This is a genomic window from Microbacterium sp. AC026 (genome assembly GCF_979258475.1).
In genome coordinates, this window is record NZ_OZ409857.1 from 2,359,753 (window position 1) to 2,377,408 (window position 17,656).

Sequence of the window (17,656 nt, forward strand, 5' to 3'; positions counted from 1 at the left end):
TCCTATTCTGCCGGTCGCAGCCCGATCGCGCGATGCCGGAGATCCCGGGCCGGGCGGGCGCACCCGTTCTGCACCGGTGCCGCGACCGAGCCATCTGCTCACGAGGCCCGAGATCCGAGGGGCGTCCGCACATCGCAGCGGCAGTGGATCGCGGATGCTGGGCGCATGTACTCCTTCGCACTCGCACAGACCGGCGCCGCCGACACCGCCTGGGCCCAGTCCCGCGCCGTGGCAGCGCTTCGCAGCGCCGTCGAGGCGCTCGACGACGTGCGCGCATCGCTCGCCGTCCTCACCGCCGACACCGACTGGCACTCCGACGGGGTGCGCGCGATGCAGCACTCGCTCGACGATCTCCGACGGAGGACACGCGTCGAGGCATCCGAGATGCGCAGCCGTGAGTCAGAGGCCGAACGGATCGACGTCTCATGACAGGGCTGACGATCGACCACGGGGGAGCGATCGCCGTCGACCCCGACGTGCTGCGCGATGTCGCTCACCGCATCGATGCCGTCGCCTCCCGTTATGACGATGCGCGTTCGGCCATCATGCGAGCGCATCGGATCATCGTCGACACACCGGGCTTCAGCGAGCACGTCGACACGGTGGGGCTGTGGGCGTCGGGCGAGCACGTCGCTCGACTCCACTCCGAGTGCCAGGAGACCGCCGAGTCCACCCTTGTCATGGCCGACGCCTACGAATACGTCGAGCTGCGAGCGGAGGCCGAGATGCTCGCGCAGACCGATCCGAGCACGGCGCAGCGGCTGACACGACGAGCCGATCGTCTTGCTGCGTCGGACGAACGCATCTCGAAGATGGCCGACGACCTCGTCGCTGAGTGGCGCGGCAGACGCTTCGAAGGCCTCACGGGCAACCTCGTGACGCCCGCCCTGTACGACCACGTCTTCGGGACCGCCGCGCTCGTCGGGGCGTTCGCGGGGTTCGGCAAGGTGCTCCCCGGCGAGAGGCTGCAGGGCACGGCCGACCCCGTCACGGTCTCGCCGGTGAAGACGTCCTCGCCCCAGGGGGCGCCCTCGGGCCTGGCGGGAGCCTTGAGGCGCATGCCGGGCGCCGTCGGAGCGCAGGTCGCCGTCGAGAAGTACTCCTTCGCCGACGGCACCACGAAGTTCGTCGCCTACCTGGAAGGAACGCAGAGCGTCGCATGGGGAGGTGCGCAGCCGTGGGACTCCAAGTCCAACGCCGAGCTCTACACCGGGAAGAGATCCGCGTCGTATCAGGCGACGATCGAGGCGCTCGAGGCGGCGGGGGCGCAGCCGGGCGATGAGGTCGATGTCGTCGCCCATTCGCAATCGGCCATGGTCGCCGCTCACCTTGCGATGGAGAGTCCGTTCGACGTGCAGATGCAGATCACCGCGGGAAGCCCGGTCGAGCCGACCCTGGATGACGACCAGACCATCATCCAGCTGCGTCATTCCGACGACGTGGTCTCCGGGCTGGCCGGCGGAGGATCGCCCGAGGGGACCGGGTCGGATGACAGCATCACCCTGCTCACTGAAGGAACCCCGCAGGACACCCTCAGGGACCTGACGGTCGACGCGCACCACCTCGACACGTACATCGACACCGCGGAGATGGCCGATGAGCTCAGCGACCTGCGAATCGATGCGATGCACGAGTTCTGGCGCGAGCTCGACACCGCCGAGGTGGTCGAGCGCACCGAGTATCAGGCCGAGCGTGTCGGATGACGGCCGCGCGAGGTGCGCAGGCAGGCGTCAGTCCCGACGCTGCTTCTTGCTCTGCGGACGCAGGATGAAGCCGAAGACACCGTTGATCAGCGAGATGATGAGCGCGGCGAGCACGCCCCACCAGAAGCTGCCGACCGTGAGACCCCAGCCGAACCCGCTCGTGATCCACGCCGTGAGCCAGAGCAGGAAGCCGTTGATCACGAAGCCGATCAGTCCGAGGGTGATGATGTACAGCGGGAACGCGACGATCTTCACCACCGTGCCGATGACGGTGTTCACGAGCGCGAAGATCGCGGCCACCGCGAGCAGGGTCAGTACGAGCTGCAGGGTCTCGCCCGGCGCGAACGCCCTGATCTGCACCTGCAGGGCGGGGATCAGCGTCACGACCCAGAGGGCGAACGCGTTGACGACGACTCGGATGATGAAGCGCATAGTCCGTCCAGTCTTCCATGTGGGGCGCGGGAGCGCCGCGGAATCTAGACTCATGACTGTGACCGACCCGATCCTTCCGCGCATCCGTCCCGCCATCGCCGCCCTGGCGCCGTACCGACAGGGCAAGCAGGCGGGCCCCGACGCATTCAAGCTCTCGAGCAACGAGAACCCGTTCGAGCCGCTTCCGTCGGTCGCCGCGGCGCTGCAGCACACGACGCCCATCAACCGATACCCGGATGCCACCGCCGGCCGCCTTCGCGTACGACTCGGTGCACGGTACGCCGTCGAGCCCGACCAGGTGCACGTGGCTGCGGGCAGCGTCTCGATCCTCCACCAGCTGATCCTCGCGACCGCCTCCGTGGGTGACGAGGTCGTCTACGCCTGGCGCTCGTTCGAGGCCTATCCGAGCCTGCCGCTCGTCGCGGGCGCGACCGGGGTGCAGGTGCCTCTCACGCCCGATTCCCGTCACGACCTCGACGCGATGGCTGAGGCGGTCACCGAGCGCACGCGTGCCGTCATCCTCTGCACCCCGAACAACCCGACCGGTCCGATCATCACGAGCGACGAGTTCGCGACGTTCGTCGAGCGCGTCCCCGCCGATGTGCTGATCGTCCTCGACGAGGCCTACGCCGAGTTCGTGACGGTGCCCGGGGCGGTCGACGGTCTCGCCGAGCGGGTGTTCGAGCGGCATCCGAACGTCGTCGTGCTGCGCACCTTCTCGAAGGCCTACGGACTCGCGGGCCTGCGCATCGGATACGCGATCGGCAACGAGAAGGTCCTCGATGCCGCGCGCACCACCGGCATCCCGCTCTCCGTCACGTCGGCAGCCGAGAACGCCGCGATCGCGAGCCTCGACGCCGAGTCCGAGCTGCTCGAGCGCGTCGCGGTGATCGTCGAGCGCCGCACGCGCCTGCTCGAGGGGCTGCGTCGGCAGGGCTGGGACGTGCCCGACTCGCAGGCCAACTTCATCTGGCTGCCCACCGGCGAGCGCACCGACGAGGTCGCCGCCGCATTCGTCGCCGCCGACCTCATCGTGCGCCCGTTCCCGGGTGACGGCATACGCATCTCCGTGGGCGAGGAGGCATCCGTGGCGCGCGTGCTCGAGGTCGCATCGTCACTGCGCTGATCCGCGCCGTTCCGCCGTTTCTCCGGGTTCCCGGCAGATGCGAGGACGTCCTAGGTATGCGTGACCGGGCATGCGCGCGCGGGTAGCGTGGGGGTCGTGACCTCGTCAGAGACTGAACTCGTCCGCGTCCTGGATCAGGATGGCCGCTTCACGCCGAGTCCGGCTGCTGAGCAGTATCTGTCGTTGATCGAGGCGATCAGCGACGCCGAGCTCGAGCAGTTCTACCGGGACATGGTGGTCATCCGCGCGATCGACACCCAGGCCACCAACCTGCAGCGACAGGGACAGCTGGCGCTGTGGCCGCCGAGCCGTGGGCAGGAGGCCGCCCAGGTCGGTTCGGCCCGCGCCGCCCGCGCCCAGGACACACTCTTCCCGTCGTACCGCGAGCACGCCGTGACTCGCATCCGCGGCGTCGACCCCGTCGACATCATCAAGCTGATGCGCGGTGTCTCGCACGGCGGCTGGGATCCGACAGACCCCAAGAACGGCAACACCCGCCTCTACACCCTGGTTCTCGGCTCGCAGGTGCTGCATGCAGCCGGCTACGCGATGGCGTTGAACTTCGACGGTCGATCCGGCACCGGCGACGTCGACAAGGACGAAGCCGTCATCGTCTACTACGGCGACGGGGCGTCGAGCCAGGGCGACGTGCACGAGGCGATGGTCTTCGCCGCGAGCTACCAGGCTCCCACCGTCTTCTTCCTGCAGAACAACCACTGGGCGATCTCGGTGCCGGTCGCGACGCAGTCGCGGGTGCCGCTGGTCGAGCGCAGCGCCGGCTACGGCATCCCCAGCGTCCGCGTCGACGGCAACGACGTCCTCGCCAGCTACGCCGTGTCGCGCGTCGCTCTCGACGAAGCCCGCAGCGGCCAGGGTCCCCGGGCGATCGAGGCGGTCACGTACCGTCTCGGCGCGCACACCACCAGCGACGACCCCACGAAGTACCGCGGCTCCGACGAAGAGCAGTCGTGGGCGCTGCGAGACCCGATCGACCGCATGCGCGCCTTCCTCGAGAACAGGGGAGCGGCGGGGCAGTTCTTCGCCGACGTGGATGCCGAGGCGGCCGACGCCGCCGAGGACCTGCGTTCACGCAGCGTCGAGCTCGGATCGCCGACCGCAGACAAGATCTTCGATCACGTGTACAGCGACCCGCATCCGCTCGTGGCGGAGCAGAAGGCCTGGCACACGCGCTACGAGGCATCGTTCGAAGGAGACGGCAAGTGATGGACTGCCTTCAGGATTCTCGGCCAGGAGCGACTTTCGCGGCCCGCGCTGCGCGCAGTGGCCGCCGAACGTGCGTATGGCCGCAGAAGTTCACGACGTCGAGGACGGTGCACGCATGACCCTCGAGACGATGCCCCTCAGCAAGGCGCTGAACTCGGGCCTGCGCCGGGCGCTTGAAGACGACTCCAAGGTCCTGCTCATGGGCGAGGACATCGGCAAGCTCGGCGGTGTCTTCCGGGTCACCGAGCACCTGCAGCGCGACTTCGGCGACCGCCGCGTGCTCGACACCCCCTCGCGGAGTCGGGCATCGTCGGCACCGCGATCGGGCTCGCGATGGCCGGGTTCCGTCCGGTGATCGAGATCCAGTTCGACGGTTTCGTGTTCCCCGCGTTCGACCAGATCACGACCCAGCTCGCCAAGCTCACGAACCGCCACGAGGGCAGGATCAGCCTGCCCATCGTGATCCGCATCCCCTACGGCGGGCACATCGGAGCGGTCGAGCACCACCAGGAGAGCCCCGAGGCCTACTTCGCGCACACCCCCGGCCTGCGGGTGGTGTCGCCGTCGACGCCGAACGATGCGTACTGGATGATCCAGGAGGCCATCGCGTCGAACGACCCGGTGATCTTCATGGAGCCGAAGAGCCGCTACTGGCAGAAGGGCGAGGTCGAGCTCGACGCGTCCGCCGCCCCGCTGCACTCGTCTCGCGTCGTGCGCACCGGATCCGACGTCACGCTCGTCGGACACGGAGCCATGGTCACGACCCTGCTGCAGGCGGCCGCGCTCGCCGAGGCCGAGGGCACCAGCTGCGAGGTCGTCGACGTGCGGTCGCTGTCTCCGGTCGACTACGAGCCCATCCTGAGCTCGGTGCGCAAGACCGGACGCATGGTCTACGCCCAGGAGGCCCAGGGCTTCGTCAGCATCGGCAGCGAGATCGCCGCGACCGTCATGGAGCGCGCCTTCTACGCGCTCGAAGCTCCCGTGCTCCGCGTCTCGGGATACGACACTCCGTTCCCGCCCGCGAAGCTCGAGGGCACCTACCTTCCCGACGCCGACCGCATCCTCGAGGCCGTCGACCGTTCGCTCGCCTACTGATCTCACCCTGATCTCACCGTTCCGAAAGGACCGCACATGAGCACGCAGAACTTCAACCTCCCCGATGTGGGCGAGGGCCTGACCGAGGCCGAGATCGTGGCATGGAAGGTCGCGCCGGGTGACTCCGTCGCCATCAACGACGTCATCTGCGAGATCGAGACCGCCAAGTCGCTCGTCGAGTTGCCGTCGCCGCACGCCGGAGTCGTCGGCGAGCTGCTCGCCGCCGAGGGCGCGACCGTCGAGGTCGGCTCGCCGATCATCACCTTCGTGACCGATGCGCGCGACGACGCCGGACCCGGCAAGATCGCCACCGCGGAGGCCCCCGCGCCGGAAGAGGGCGGCGGGTCGGTTCTCGTCGGCTACGGCACGGGCGGCGGTGCGACGTCGCGGCGCAAGCGTCCGGCGGAGCGCCCGGTGCGCTCGTCGGTCGGCGTGATCGCGAAGCCGCCGATCCGCAAGCTCGCCCGCGATCTGGGCGTCGACCTCACCACGGTCACGCCCACCGGAGCCGACGGCGAGGTGACTCGCGACGACGTGATGACCCACGCCTCGCAGGCCAGCGTCTTCCGCAACATCGAGACGCCCGAGTGGGGCGCCGTGCGCGAAGAGACCGTGCCCGCACCGCAGAGCACGCCGGCGGGCCTCGCCCGTGGAGTGTCGGCAGCGCCGGCATCCGCCCCGGTGTCCGACGACCGCACCGAGTCGATCCCCGTGAAGGGCGTGCGCAAGGCGACCTCGTCGGCGATGGTGCAGAGCGCGTACTCCGCTCCGCACGTCACCGTGTGGAAGGAGATCGACGCGAGCCGCACGATGGAGCTCGTCAAGAGGCTCAAGGCATCGCCTGACTATGCCGACATCCGCGTCTCGCCGTTGCTGATCATGGCCCGCGCCGTCATCTGGGCTGCCCGCCGCACCCCGATGGTGAATGCCGCGTGGATCGAGACCGAGGGCGGCGCGGAGATCGCGGTGCGTCACTACGTGAACCTCGGCATCGCCGCGGCGACGCCTCGCGGTCTGCTCGTGCCGAACATCAAGGACGCGCAGGACCTCAGCATGAAGGACCTCGCCCGCGCTCTGAACAGGCTGACGCTCACGGCTCGCGAGGGCAAGACGAGCCCCGCCGACCAGCAGGGCGGCACGATCACGATCACGAACATCGGTGTGTTCGGGATGGATGCCGGTACCCCGATCATCAACCCCGGCGAGGCGGGCATCGTGGCCATGGGCACGATCAGCCAGAAGCCGTGGGTCGTCGACGGCGAGGTGCGCCCCCGCTGGGTGACCACGGTCGCAGGCTCGTTCGACCACCGCGTGATCGATGGCGACGGTATGAGCCGCTTCATCGCCGACGTGGCATCCGTGCTCGAGGAGCCCGCACTGCTCGTGGAGTGAGGCGGACAGCGGGGATACAGTGGCGGAGAACCGTGATGACCGCCCCGACAGAACGGACTCAACGCGGATGAGGATCGAACCGACTGCCATCACCCTCGGAACCTCCGGCCTCGGCCGGCATTCGGAGCCGGGATCCGCCGAGGAGAGAGCGGCCGTCGATGTCGCCATCGACCTGCTCACGAGCAGGCACGGCTTCGTGGACACGTCGAACAACTACTCGGCCGGTCGATCCGAAGCCGTCATCGGCATCGCGCTGCGCGAGCTGGGGATGGACGGTTCGCGAGTCATCTCGAAGGTGGATCAGGACCCTGAGACGGGCGTGTTCGACCGAGACCGCGTCCTCCGCTCGTTCGAGGAGACGACCGCGCGGCTCGGGGTCGACCGGCTTCCGCTGTTGCACCTGCACGACCCGTACTCGGTGTCGTTCGAGGACATGATCTCGATCGGCGGCGCGGTGCAGGGGCTCATCGAACTGCGGAGCGCCGGCGTGGTGGACGCGATCGGTGTGGCGGCGGCTCCGGTCCCGCTGATGGCGAAGTACGTCGAGACGGGGGTGTTCGACGCCGTGCTGATCCACAACCGATTCACGCTCGTGGATCACTCGGCTGAGAGTGTGTTCGCCGACGCCAAGGCACGCGGCATGGCCGTGTTCAACGCTGCGCCCTTCGGTTCGGGACTGCTCGTCAAGGGGCCGCATTCCGGTGCGCAGTACGCCTATCGACCTGCCGGCGAGGAGCTGCTGAGGTGGACCGAGCGTCTGCAGCGCGTCTGCGCCGACCATGGAACGTCGATGGCTGCCGCAGCGCTGCACTACTCGCTGCGGTCCCCGCTGGTCGACTCCACAGTCGTCGGGGTGTCGAGACCGCATCGTCGTGAGCAGCTCGACGAGCTGGAGCAGGCGGAGGTCCCGGAGGGGCTGTGGGGTGCCATCGAGAGCCTGGGGCCGGCGCCTTCCCCGGTCGACGACAGCGACTACGCCTGACGCAGCTCCGCGAGAGCAGTGATCTTCGCGGCGCCGGGGTCCCAGTGCCGCACACTGCGCGCGTGAGCGTGGATGTCGCCGCCGATGAGATCCAGCGCGTCCGCCAGATCGGTGACCCGCAACCGGCGGGCGAGGGCGACGTGCGGCATCCACTCGCCCGGCGCGGTATGCGGGGCATCGTCACCGGACCCGACGGCGGCGAGGATCGTCTCGCGGAGGTGGATCAACTCCGCACGGGGAACGATGCTCCGCGCCAGCACACGGCGATCTCCGGAGCCGAAGAGCAGGGAGCGCCCAGCGTGATCGGGAACGACGGGATGCCGGCGAAGACATCTGGTCCGGGCGGTGACAGGTCGACGCGTGCGACCAGCGTGATGTGAGGGCGGTTGCTCGCCGACGTGTGCCCCGCGAAGCTCGACAGGCCGCGCGCCGCGAGAGCATCCCATTCGGCCCGGACCACGGCCTCGGCCTCTGCGTCGAGGAGCAGTTCGATCGATGACGGGGAGCGCTGCGGCTCTGGTTCTCGCACGACGTCAGCTCACCGCGCTGAGCCGCCGCTCCGCGAGCAGCGGCACGGCCACCTCGCGCGCCGCCCTGCGCGCGGTCGCGACGGCGCCGATCGAGACGACCTCGGCGCCCAGCGTCGAGGCGAGGATCTCGGGTGCCGGCAGGTGCAGCTGGGCCGGCAGCACCTCGCGCGCAGCCGTGAGAACGGGGGCGATGCTCTCGGCCACCGCCCCGCACACGATCACGCGGGAGGGGTCGTACATGCTGCCGAGCACGCCGACCACACGGGCGAGCGTCGCGCCGACGCGGGAGGTGGCCAGGAGCGCATCGGCATCGCCGGCTGCCGCCGCCGTCAGCACGGCGCGGGGGTCGATGCGGTCCTCGCGTGCGAGCCGCCCGATCGGGGATTCGGAGGAGATCTCGCCGCTCTCGACCGCCGCCCGCACCTGATCCTGCAGGGCGTAGCGCAGACCGAAGGCCGAGCCGACGCCGATGATGTGGTCGAACACGACACCCTCGCCGACTCCGCCGTGAGCGCCGTGCAGCACGTGGCCGTCGACCACGACGCCGCCGCCGAAGCGTTCGCTCGCGAGCAGGGCGACGTAGTCACGGCATCCGATGGCTGCGCCGGCCGAGCCCTCGGCGATCGCGGCGAGCTGTGCGTCGTTCTTGATCTCCACGACGGGGGCCCAGTCGGCGAGCGCCTCGGCGAGACCGGGGTTCGTGCGCTCCCAGAAGCCCTCGGGATGCGGCGGAGAGATGCCCGCCCGGTTGACGGGCGCGGCGACGCCGACGCAGATCGCGAGCACCGCCTCGCGCGAGACCTCGGCCTCGGCGAGCGCGTGCTGCATCTGGTCGAGGATCGTGGCGCGGCGTGCCGCCGCGGTCTGCGTCGGGTCGAGGTCGGTGCGGTGGTGCACGAGAGTGTGGTCGGTGGGGTCGGCGACGGTCACCGCGAGGTGGGTGTCTCCGGCATCCACCCCGATGACGACGCCCAGGTCGGATGCCAGCACGAAACGTCGCGCCGGGCGTCCTGCGCGGTAGCTTCCGGCGGCGCGGGCGTTGGGCAGCTCGCGCAGCACCCCGGCATCGACGAGGGTGTCGATCCCGTCGATCGCTGTCGAACGGGTCAGCGAGGTGCTCGCCATCGCCTCGGTCGCGGTGAACTCCCCGGCCGCCCAGGCGAAGTCGAGGATGGCGCCGACGCTGGCTCGTCCGGTGCCGAGACCTGCGGAGACTTCTGTCACGGGCCTTGACCTCACTCTCGTCCAGATGAGAGAGTACCGTTCATCGAAGTAAATTCGCTCACTAGATTTAGTCTGCGGATCTACAGGACGAAAGGACGACGGTGTCTGTGAAACCCCCACGCCCGGCGCAGCTGGTGGCCGGTGCGGCCGCGCTCGCCCTGGTCGGAGCGGCTCTGACCGGCTGCTCGACGGCCGGCGGAACCGAGACCATCCGCTTCACGTTCAGCAAACGCGAGGCGATCGAGTTCATGACAGAGCTCGTCGCCGAGTACAACTCCTCGCAGGACAAGGTGCGCGTCGAGATCGACACCTCGGGTGTCGACGTCGTGTCGGCGAGCTTCGTGCGCGGCAACCCGCCGGACATCATGCTGGCCAACTACAACTACGAGATCGCCCGGTTCGTGCAGCGCTGCGCGCTCACGGATCTCTCCGACACCGAGGCCGCCTCGACCATCCGCGACGACCTGCAGCCGCTCATGGAGCAGTACGGCTCGTGCGAGGGGCGCACGAGCGCGCTGCCGTACTCGGTGATGGGCGCGTCGGTCATTTACAACAAGCAGATCTTCGACGAGCAGGGCCTCGAGGTCCCGCAGACGTGGGACGAGCTGCTCGCCGTGTGCGATCAGCTGAAGCAGGCGGGGATCGACCCCTTCTACGCCACCTTCAAGGACGACTGGACCGTCGCGCAGGGCTGGTACGACTACACCGCCGGCGGCTCGGTCGACGTGATCGACTTCTTCGACACCCTCGCGGAGGAGGGTACCGAGGTCGGTCTCGACTCCGAGGTGTCGTTCGAGAAGGACTTCGCCGAGCCCATGGACCGCATGATGACCCTCGCGACCGAGTACACCAACGCGGATGCCGCGAGCCGCGGCTACGGCGACGGCAATCTCGCATTCGGCAAGGGCGAGGCGGCGATGTACCTGCAGGGGCCGTGGGCGTTCAGCGAGATCGAGAAGACGGCTCCCGACCTCGACCTCGGCACCTTCCCGCTGCCGATGACCGACGATCCCGCCGACCTCGGCGTGCGCGTCAACATGGACCTCGCCGCGATGATCCCCGAGGGGTCGCAGCACCAGGAGGCAGCAGGTGACTTCCTCGAGTACCTGTTCCAGCCCGAGAACATCGAGGCCTACAACGCGTCGCAGCTCGGGTTCACCCCGACGAAGGACGCACCGGCCCCGGACGACCCTCGGATCGAGGGAATGATCGAGTACTACGACAACGGCCAGATCTATCAGGGACCCTCGGTGCTCGTGCCCCGAACCCTGCCGGTCTTCAACTACGCGCAGGCGATGGTGCTGGGCGCGTCCCCGACGTCCACGTTGCGCACCATGGATGCCGACTGGGCGAGGATCGCGTTCCGCGCTCCCATCCCGTCGACCCAGGACAACGCCTCCGGTGAGGACTCAGCATCCGGCGAGACAGAGGAGTCCACGCCATGACGAACACCGCTCTGCCCAACCCGGCAGCCCCCAACCCCTCGTCGTCGAGGCCGACGGCGGGCGCCATCACGAAGCCCAACACCCCCACGACCGACACCACGGCGATCATCACGGGAGGCACCCGCAAGCTCGGTCGCCGCACCCGCAAGGTCGAGCCGATCTACTACCTGTTCCTGCTGCCGACGCTGGTCATCTTCACGCTCGCGATCACCGTGCCCGGCATCATGGGCATCTTCTTCAGCTTCACCGACTCGATCGGCATCGGCGAGTGGAGCTTCAACGGGCTGACCAACTACATCGCGATGTTCAGCGACCCGGCCATCCTGCAGAGCTATCTGTTCACGTTCGGTTTCTCGATCGCCACGGTGATCGTCGTCAACGTGATCGCGTTCCTGCTGGCGGTCGGGCTGACCTCCCGCATCCGGTTCAAGACGGGGCTGCGCACGATCTTCGTGATCCCCATGGTGATTTCGGGCATCATCATCGCCTACGTCTTCAACTTCCTGTTCTCGAACTCGATCCCTGCCGCGGGCGCCGCCACCGGCATCCCGTGGCTCTCGACCAGTCTGCTCGCGAATCCCGATCTCGCGTGGGTGGCCATCGTCATCGTCACCGCGTGGCAGGCGGTTCCGGGCACACTGCTCATCTACATCGCCGGCCTGCTCTCGGTGCCGGGCGAGGTCTACGAGGCAGCCAGCATCGACGGAGCGAACAAGAGGCAGCAGCTCTTCCGCATCACGCTTCCGCTCGTCGCGGGGTACGTGGTGATCAACGTCATCCTGGGCTTCAAGGGCTTCCTCAACGCCTACGACATCATCGTCGGCCTCACCAACGGCGGTCCCGGCACCGCCACCCGCAGCGTCGCGATGACGATCATCGCGGGCTTCAACGGCGGCGACTACGCCTACCAGATGGCCAACGCGACGATCTTCTTCATCGTCGCCGTGCTCATCTCCCTGCTGCAGCTCTCGCTGACCCGCGGAAGGAACGCACTCTGATGTCGACGCAGACACTCACCACCATCCCCACCTCGGGCAAGAAGCCGCGCGTCCGCATGGAGCGTGTCAACTGGTCGGGCACGATCATCCTGATCCTGTGTGCCGTCACCGTGCTGCTGCCGCTGTACGTCACGATCTCGATGGCGTTCAAGACCACGGGTCAGGCGGTCGACGGCGACGCGTTCTCGCTGCCGGCGCCCTTCAGCATCGACGGGTTCGTCGAGGCCTGGAATCTCACGAAGTTCCCGGTCGGCGCGGGGATCTCGCTGCTGGTCACGGCCGGCACCGTGATCGCGACGATCGTGCTCGCGGCCTTCGCGTCGTACGCGATCGTCCGCAACTGGGACCACCGCCTGTTCCGCTGGTCGTTCTTCTACCTGCTCGCCGCGATGTTCATCCCGTTCCCCGTGGTGGCGCTGCCGCAGATCCAGCTGACCGGCTGGGTGGGACTCGACAACCCGTTCGGCGTGATCATCCTCGCGACGATGTTCCAGCTGAGCTTCAGCGTGCTGCTGTTCACCGCGTTCCTGCGGTCGATCCCGATCGAGCTCGAAGAGAGTGCCCGCATCGACGGCGCCACCACCTGGCAGACGTTCTGGCAGCTGATCTTCCCGCTGCTGGCGCCGATGAGCGCGACGGTCGGCATCTTCGCCTTCCTCTACGCCTGGAACGACTTCATGATGCCGTCGCTGATCATCTCCGATCCCGCGCTGCAGACGCTGCCGGTGCGGCAGAACCTCTTCCAGACCCAGTTCAGCAACAACTACAACGTGTCGTTCGCCTCGTACCTCATGGCGATGGCCCCGGCGATCCTGGCCTACCTGTTCACGCAGCGCTTCGTCATGGAGGGCGTCACACAGGGCGCCGTCAAGGGCTGACACGTCGCACACCCCAGACCGCAACACGAAGGAGCAACACCCCTCATGACCGATGCGCTTCTCACCGAGACCCGCGACGACACGACGGCCGCATGGTGGCGCCAGGCCGCCGTCTACCAGATCTATCCCCGCAGCTTCGCCGATGCGAACGGCGACGGCCTCGGTGACATCCCTGGCATCGTCTCGCGGGCCGACTACCTGCGCGACCTCGGCATCGACGCCGTGTGGCTCAGCCCGTTCTATCCGTCGGCCCTGGCAGACGGGGGCTACGACGTGGCCGACTACCGCGACGTCGATCCGCGCCTGGGCACGCTCGACGACTTCGACGACATGGTCGCGGCGCTGCACGAGCGCGGCATCCGCGTCGTGGTCGACATCGTGCCGAACCATTCGTCCGACCTGCACGAGTGGTTCCAGGAGGCGCTCGCCGCAGGCCGCGGCTCGGCGGCCCGCGAGCGGTACATCTTCCGCGAGGGATCCGGTCCCGACGGCGCGGAGCCGCCGACCGACTGGACCGCCGCGTTCGGCGGATCGGCGTGGGAGCGGGTCGATGACGGCCAGTGGTACCTGCACAGCTTCGCCCCCGAGCAGCCCGACTTCAACTGGGACCACCCGGAGGTGCGCGAGGACTTCCTGACGACGCTGCGCTTCTGGTCGGACCGCGGGGTCGACGGCTTCCGCATCGATGTCGCCCACATGCTGACGAAGGATCTGACCGAGCCGCTGCCCAGCACCGCCGATCTCGAGCTGCTCCCGCACGACGGCAACCATCCGCTGCACGACCGCGACGACGTGCACGAGATCTACGCCGAGTGGCGCCGGGTCTTCAACGAGTACGACCCGCCCCGCACCGCCGTGGCCGAAGCCTGGGTCAGCACTCCCGAGCGCCGCGCACGGTATGCCTCGGCCGAGGGGCTCGGGCAGGCATTCAACTTCGACCTGCTGGTCGCCGACTTCGACGCGACGCAGTTCCGCACGATCATCACCGACAACCTCGCGCAGTCCGAGGCCACCGGGTCGTCGACGACGTGGGTGCTGTCGAACCATGACGTCACCCGCCACGCGACGCGCTACGGTCTCGCGCCGCTCGAGGGGCGCACCGGAGTGAAGCAAGGGGTCGAGTGGGTCGCGGCCGGCGGGCCGGAGGATCAGCTCGATCGCGAGGCGGGTCTTCGCCGAGCGCACGCTGCGACGCTGCTGCTGCTCGGGCTCCCCGGCAGCACCTACCTGTATCAGGGCGAGGAGCTCGGCCTCCACGAGGTCGCCGACGTCGCGCCCGAGCAGCGTCAGGACCCGGCGTTCTTCCGTGGTGCCGTCTTCGACGGACTGGGACGGGACGGATGCCGCGTGCCGCTGCCCTGGACCGCATCCGGACCGTCGTTCGGCTTCGGATCCGCCGAGGCGCACCTGCCGCAGCCCGCGTGGTTCGCCGAGTCCGCGGTCGATGTGGAGGCCGCCGATCCGTCGTCGACGCTCTCGCTCTACCGGGAGGCGCTGCGGCTGCGGCACGAGCTGCAGACCGAGGAGAGCCTGGAATGGATCGAGACCGGCCGGCCCGATGTGCTGCGCTTCGCTCGCCCGAACGGCTGGCAGATCGTGACGAACTTCGGCACCGAGCCGTTCGACCTCGGAGCGGATGCCGCCGATGTCGTCCTCGGCACGGTGGTCGACGGGGCGGTCCCGGCGGACTCGACCGTGTGGATCGCGCCGGGTCTCATCGGCTGACCGGATCCGATCGCAGGACGAAAGCACGGATGCAGGGCGAGAACACGGTTTCTCGTCCTGCATCCGTGCGTCGGCCCTGCAATCGATCGTGAAGCGTGCCACCGCACCCCACCGATTTGATAATGGTTCTCATTAGCGTTTAGAGTGGGGGACATGAAGAAGCCGTTCGTCGCCCTCGCCCTCGCATCCGTCGCCGCGCTCTCGCTGGCCGGATGCTCGACCACCCCGCTGCGGGAGAGGGCGGCGACGGCGGAGCGGTGACGGTCGTCGCGAGCACCAATGTCTACGGTTCGCTCGCCGAGCAGATCGGCGGCGACCGCGTCGACGTGACCTCGATCATCACCTCGGCCACGCAGGACCCGCACTCGTACGAGGCCTCGGCCCGTGACCGCCTGACGGTGCAGAAGGCCGACCTCGTGATCGAGAACGGCGGCGGCTACGACGGCTTCATCGACACCCTGCTGAAGGATGCCCAGGACCCGCACATCGTCACCGCCGTCGAGTTCTCGCACGACTTCCCGGGCAACGAGGGTCACTCCGATGAGGAGGGCGCGACCGAGGAAGAGCACGATCACGACCACGCCGAGGGCGAAGAGGGGCATGAGGGCCACAATCACATCGAGGGCTTCAACGAGCACGTCTGGTTCGACCCGCACACCATGATCCACGTGGTCGAGGCGATCGCCGACGAGCTTGCCACGATCGACCCCGACGGCGAGGCGGAGTTCACCGCCAACGCCGAGGACATCGTCGCCGACCTCGAGGGCTTCGAAGCCGACCTCGAGACCCTCAAGACGGATGCCGCCGGCGCCGATGTGATCATCACCGAGCCGCTGCCCGGCTACATCGCCACCGCCGCCGGACTCACCGATGTGACCCCCGAGGGATTCGCGGAGTCGGTCGAGGAGGGCAGCGATGTCGCCCCCGCGACCCTGCTCGAGACCCTGAACGTCGTCGCCAGCGGCGACGTGGCAGCCGTGCTCACCAATGCGCAGACCGGCGGGGCCGAGACGCAGCGCGTCGAGGATGCCGCGACCGCCGCCGGCATCCCTCTCGTCGCGTTCACGGAGCTGCTGCCCGAAGGATCGTCGTACTCTGAGTGGATGAGTGACGCGATCCAGAGCCTCGCCGACGCGCTCCAGTCGTGAGCGCCGCCGCCGACGCGCGGGCAGGAGCCGAGAAGTCGAACCCCGTGCTCGAGGTGCGGGGAGCCGCCCTCCAGCGCGGCGACCGGGAACTGTGGTCGGGCCTCGACCTGACCGTCGAGCCCGGGGAGTTCATCGCCGTGCTCGGACCGTCGGGTTCGGGCAAGACCACGCTGCTGCGCAGCATCCTGGGCCTGCAGCCGCTGTCGGCCGGCGAGATCTCGGTCGCCGGCGGGCCGGTGCGCAAGGGCAACCCGCGCATCGGATACATCCCGCAGCAGCGTTCGCTGGCTCCCGACACGAGCATGCGGGCCCGCGATCTCGTGGCGCTCGGTGTGCAGGGCAGCCGCTTCGGCTTCCCGATCCCGCACCGCGGCGACAAGGCCAAGGTCGATCAGCTGCTCGCCTCGGTCGGAGCCGCGCACTACGCCGACCGCCGGGTCGGCCTCCTGTCGGGCGGTGAGCAGCAGCGACTGCGCGTCGGTCAGGCGCTCGCCGACGAACCCGCCCTGCTGCTGTGCGACGAGCCGCTGTCGAACCTCGATCTCGCGAACCAGGTCGCGATCACCGACATCATCGACCGCCAGCGTCGCGATCGCCGCGCCGCTGTGCTGTTCGTCACCCACGACATCAACCCGATCCTCGGCCGCGTCGATCGCATCCTCTACATCGCCGGCGGTCGCTTCGTGCTCGGCACCCCCGAAGAGGTGCTGCAGACCCGCGTGCTCACCGAGCTCTACGGCACCCCGGTGTTCGTGCTGCGCGCCGGCGACCGACTCGTCGTCGTCGGGGTGCCGGATGCCGAGCCCCACCACCTGCACGACCACGACCACGACCACGGAGGTGCCGCATGACCGTCATCACCGGCATCGTGCCTGCGGTCGACTGGAGTGACGTGTTCTCGTTCCAGGACTACGGCGAGCTCGTCGCCCTGCTCGCGAACTCGATCATCGCGGGTGCGGTGCTCGGCATCGTCGGCGGACTGATCGGCGTCTTCGTGATGCAGCGCGACCTCGCGTTCGCGGTGCACGGCGTCAGCGAGCTCTCGTTCGCGGGTGCCGCCGCAGCGCTGCTCTTCGGGGGCAGCGTGGTCGTCGGATCCCTCGGCGGTGCGCTCGTGGCGGCGATCCTGATCGGCGTCCTGGGGGCCAAGGCCCGAGATCGCAATTCGATCGTCGGGGTGCTCATGCCGTTCGGCCTCGGCCTCGGCATCCTCTTCCTGTCGCTCTACGACGGGCGCAGCGCCAACCGCTTCAGTCTGCTGACCGGACAGATCGTCTCGGTCTCGAGCCCCGACCTCGGCTGGCTGCTCGGCATCAGCATCGTCGTGCTGCTCGGGCTGCTGCTCATGTGGAACCCGCTGCGCTTCGACTCGCTCGACCCCGAGTCGGCCGCGGCCCGCGGTGTGCCGACCCGCGCGGTGAGCCTGCTCTTCATGGTGCTGCTCGGTCTGATCGTCGCGGTCAGCGTGCACATCATCGGCGCCCTGCTCGTGATGGCGCTGCTCGTGACTCCCGCGGCGGCCGCCATGCGCGTCTCGGCCGGGCCGGTCGCGGTGCCTCTGCTCGCGGCGCTCTTCGGGTTCGTGTCGGCCGTCGGCGGCATCCTGCTCGCCCTCGCGGGCACGCTGCCGGTGAGTCCGTACATCACGACCCTGTCGTTCACGATCTACGTCGTGTGCTGGATCATCCAGCGCGCCCGAGGCGGCGTGCGCCGCGTGCGGGCCTGACGTTCCCAGGGCCCGGCAAGGGCGGCGC

At 68.8% G+C, this 17,656-nt stretch carries 17 protein-coding genes and 1 pseudogene; 14 read left to right on the top strand and 4 right to left on the bottom strand.

The window, feature by feature from the left end; genetic code table 11:
• Positions 1 to 165: 165 nt before the first annotated feature.
• Together ACZZ93_RS11760 and ACZZ93_RS11765 are read left to right on the top strand one after the other, a co-directional pair.
• Positions 166 to 429, top strand: coding sequence for a hypothetical protein (locus ACZZ93_RS11760; protein ID WP_072592106.1), 264 nt, complete (start codon positions 166 to 168; stop codon positions 427 to 429).
• Entirely contained in the window at positions 426 to 1,703 is a 1,278-nt protein-coding gene (locus tag ACZZ93_RS11765; protein WP_463511155.1) for a hypothetical protein, read from the top strand. Before ACZZ93_RS11760 ends, ACZZ93_RS11765 begins: the two co-directional genes overlap by 4 nt.
• Before the next feature lie 27 nt (positions 1,704 to 1,730).
• On the opposite strand, the gene ACZZ93_RS11770 is transcribed toward ACZZ93_RS11765, so the two are convergent.
• Positions 1,731 to 2,135 (bottom strand): phage holin family protein, encoded by a 405-nt coding sequence (locus ACZZ93_RS11770; RefSeq protein ID WP_053098140.1) that lies wholly within the window; start codon positions 2,133 to 2,135, stop codon positions 1,731 to 1,733.
• A gap of 52 nt (positions 2,136 to 2,187) precedes the next feature.
• On the opposite strand from ACZZ93_RS11770, the gene ACZZ93_RS11775 reads away from it, so the two are divergent.
• From ACZZ93_RS11775 to ACZZ93_RS11795, 5 genes and pseudogenes are all read left to right on the top strand, one after another.
• Positions 2,188 to 3,261: a histidinol-phosphate transaminase gene (locus ACZZ93_RS11775; RefSeq protein WP_171821958.1), complete on the top strand. Its 1,074-nt coding sequence runs from the start codon at positions 2,188 to 2,190 to the stop codon at positions 3,259 to 3,261.
• Between the two features lie 96 nt (positions 3,262 to 3,357).
• A complete protein-coding gene (pdhA, locus tag ACZZ93_RS11780; protein WP_053099303.1) occupies positions 3,358 to 4,485 on the top strand; it encodes a pyruvate dehydrogenase (acetyl-transferring) E1 component subunit alpha in 1,128 nt (375 codons plus the stop codon).
• Positions 4,486 to 4,600: 115 nt separating this feature from the next.
• Positions 4,601 to 5,580 (top strand): annotated as a pseudogene (locus ACZZ93_RS11785) (alpha-ketoacid dehydrogenase subunit beta).
• A gap of 36 nt (positions 5,581 to 5,616) precedes the next feature.
• The gene (locus tag ACZZ93_RS11790; protein ID WP_053098139.1) at positions 5,617 to 6,972 is read left to right on the top strand and encodes a dihydrolipoamide acetyltransferase family protein; all 1,356 of its coding nucleotides are present in this window, start codon (positions 5,617 to 5,619) and stop codon (positions 6,970 to 6,972) included.
• Positions 6,973 to 7,039: 67 nt separating this feature from the next.
• Positions 7,040 to 7,954 carry an aldo/keto reductase gene (locus tag ACZZ93_RS11795; RefSeq protein ID WP_463511156.1) on the top strand — a complete coding sequence of 305 codons (915 nt, stop codon included), beginning with the start codon at positions 7,040 to 7,042 and terminating at the stop codon, positions 7,952 to 7,954.
• Here the strand turns inward: ACZZ93_RS11795 and ACZZ93_RS11800 are convergent.
• From ACZZ93_RS11800 to ACZZ93_RS11810, 3 genes are read right to left on the bottom strand one after another with little or no spacing between them, the layout of a single operon-like run.
• Positions 7,945 to 8,214 carry a hypothetical protein gene (locus ACZZ93_RS11800; protein ID WP_463511157.1) on the bottom strand — a complete coding sequence of 90 codons (270 nt, stop codon included), beginning with the start codon at positions 8,212 to 8,214 and terminating at the stop codon, positions 7,945 to 7,947. The two genes, ACZZ93_RS11795 and ACZZ93_RS11800, sit on opposite strands and share 10 nt — an antisense overlap.
• Complete coding sequence (locus tag ACZZ93_RS11805) at positions 8,178 to 8,483, bottom strand: hypothetical protein (protein ID WP_463511158.1); 306 nt, start codon at positions 8,481 to 8,483, stop codon at positions 8,178 to 8,180. Before ACZZ93_RS11805 ends, ACZZ93_RS11800 begins: the two co-directional genes overlap by 37 nt.
• Positions 8,484 to 8,487: 4 nt before the next feature.
• On the bottom strand, positions 8,488 to 9,708 hold the full coding sequence (locus ACZZ93_RS11810) for an ROK family protein (RefSeq protein WP_394195124.1): 1,221 nt from the start codon (positions 9,706 to 9,708) through the stop codon (positions 8,488 to 8,490).
• A 101-nt stretch (positions 9,709 to 9,809) separates the two neighbouring features.
• On the opposite strand from ACZZ93_RS11810, the gene ACZZ93_RS11815 reads away from it, so the two are divergent.
• The 7 genes from ACZZ93_RS11815 (at position 9,810) to ACZZ93_RS11845 (ending at position 17,628) form a co-directional block, all read left to right on the top strand.
• Positions 9,810 to 11,153 carry an ABC transporter substrate-binding protein gene (locus ACZZ93_RS11815; protein WP_463511159.1) on the top strand — a complete coding sequence of 448 codons (1,344 nt, stop codon included), beginning with the start codon at positions 9,810 to 9,812 and terminating at the stop codon, positions 11,151 to 11,153.
• 65 nt (positions 11,154 to 11,218) lie between these two features.
• A complete protein-coding gene (locus ACZZ93_RS11820) occupies positions 11,219 to 12,151 on the top strand; it encodes a carbohydrate ABC transporter permease (RefSeq protein ID WP_400341229.1) in 933 nt (310 codons plus the stop codon).
• On the top strand, positions 12,151 to 13,029 hold the full coding sequence (locus tag ACZZ93_RS11825; RefSeq protein ID WP_463511160.1) for a carbohydrate ABC transporter permease: 879 nt from the start codon (positions 12,151 to 12,153) through the stop codon (positions 13,027 to 13,029). The genes ACZZ93_RS11820 and ACZZ93_RS11825 overlap by 1 nt, the downstream gene beginning before the upstream one ends.
• A gap of 45 nt (positions 13,030 to 13,074) precedes the next feature.
• Entirely contained in the window at positions 13,075 to 14,754 is a 1,680-nt protein-coding gene (locus ACZZ93_RS11830) for a glycoside hydrolase family 13 protein (protein WP_400339198.1), read from the top strand.
• A 212-nt stretch (positions 14,755 to 14,966) separates the two neighbouring features.
• Complete coding sequence (locus ACZZ93_RS11835) at positions 14,967 to 15,902, top strand: metal ABC transporter solute-binding protein, Zn/Mn family (RefSeq protein ID WP_463511161.1); 936 nt, start codon at positions 14,967 to 14,969, stop codon at positions 15,900 to 15,902.
• Positions 15,899 to 16,753 carry a metal ABC transporter ATP-binding protein gene (locus ACZZ93_RS11840; protein WP_056275410.1) on the top strand — a complete coding sequence of 285 codons (855 nt, stop codon included), beginning with the start codon at positions 15,899 to 15,901 and terminating at the stop codon, positions 16,751 to 16,753. The genes ACZZ93_RS11835 and ACZZ93_RS11840 overlap by 4 nt, the downstream gene beginning before the upstream one ends.
• Positions 16,750 to 17,628, top strand: coding sequence for a metal ABC transporter permease (locus ACZZ93_RS11845; RefSeq protein ID WP_187249213.1), 879 nt, complete (start codon positions 16,750 to 16,752; stop codon positions 17,626 to 17,628). The genes ACZZ93_RS11840 and ACZZ93_RS11845 overlap by 4 nt, the downstream gene beginning before the upstream one ends.
• Positions 17,629 to 17,656: the final 28 nt, after the last annotated feature.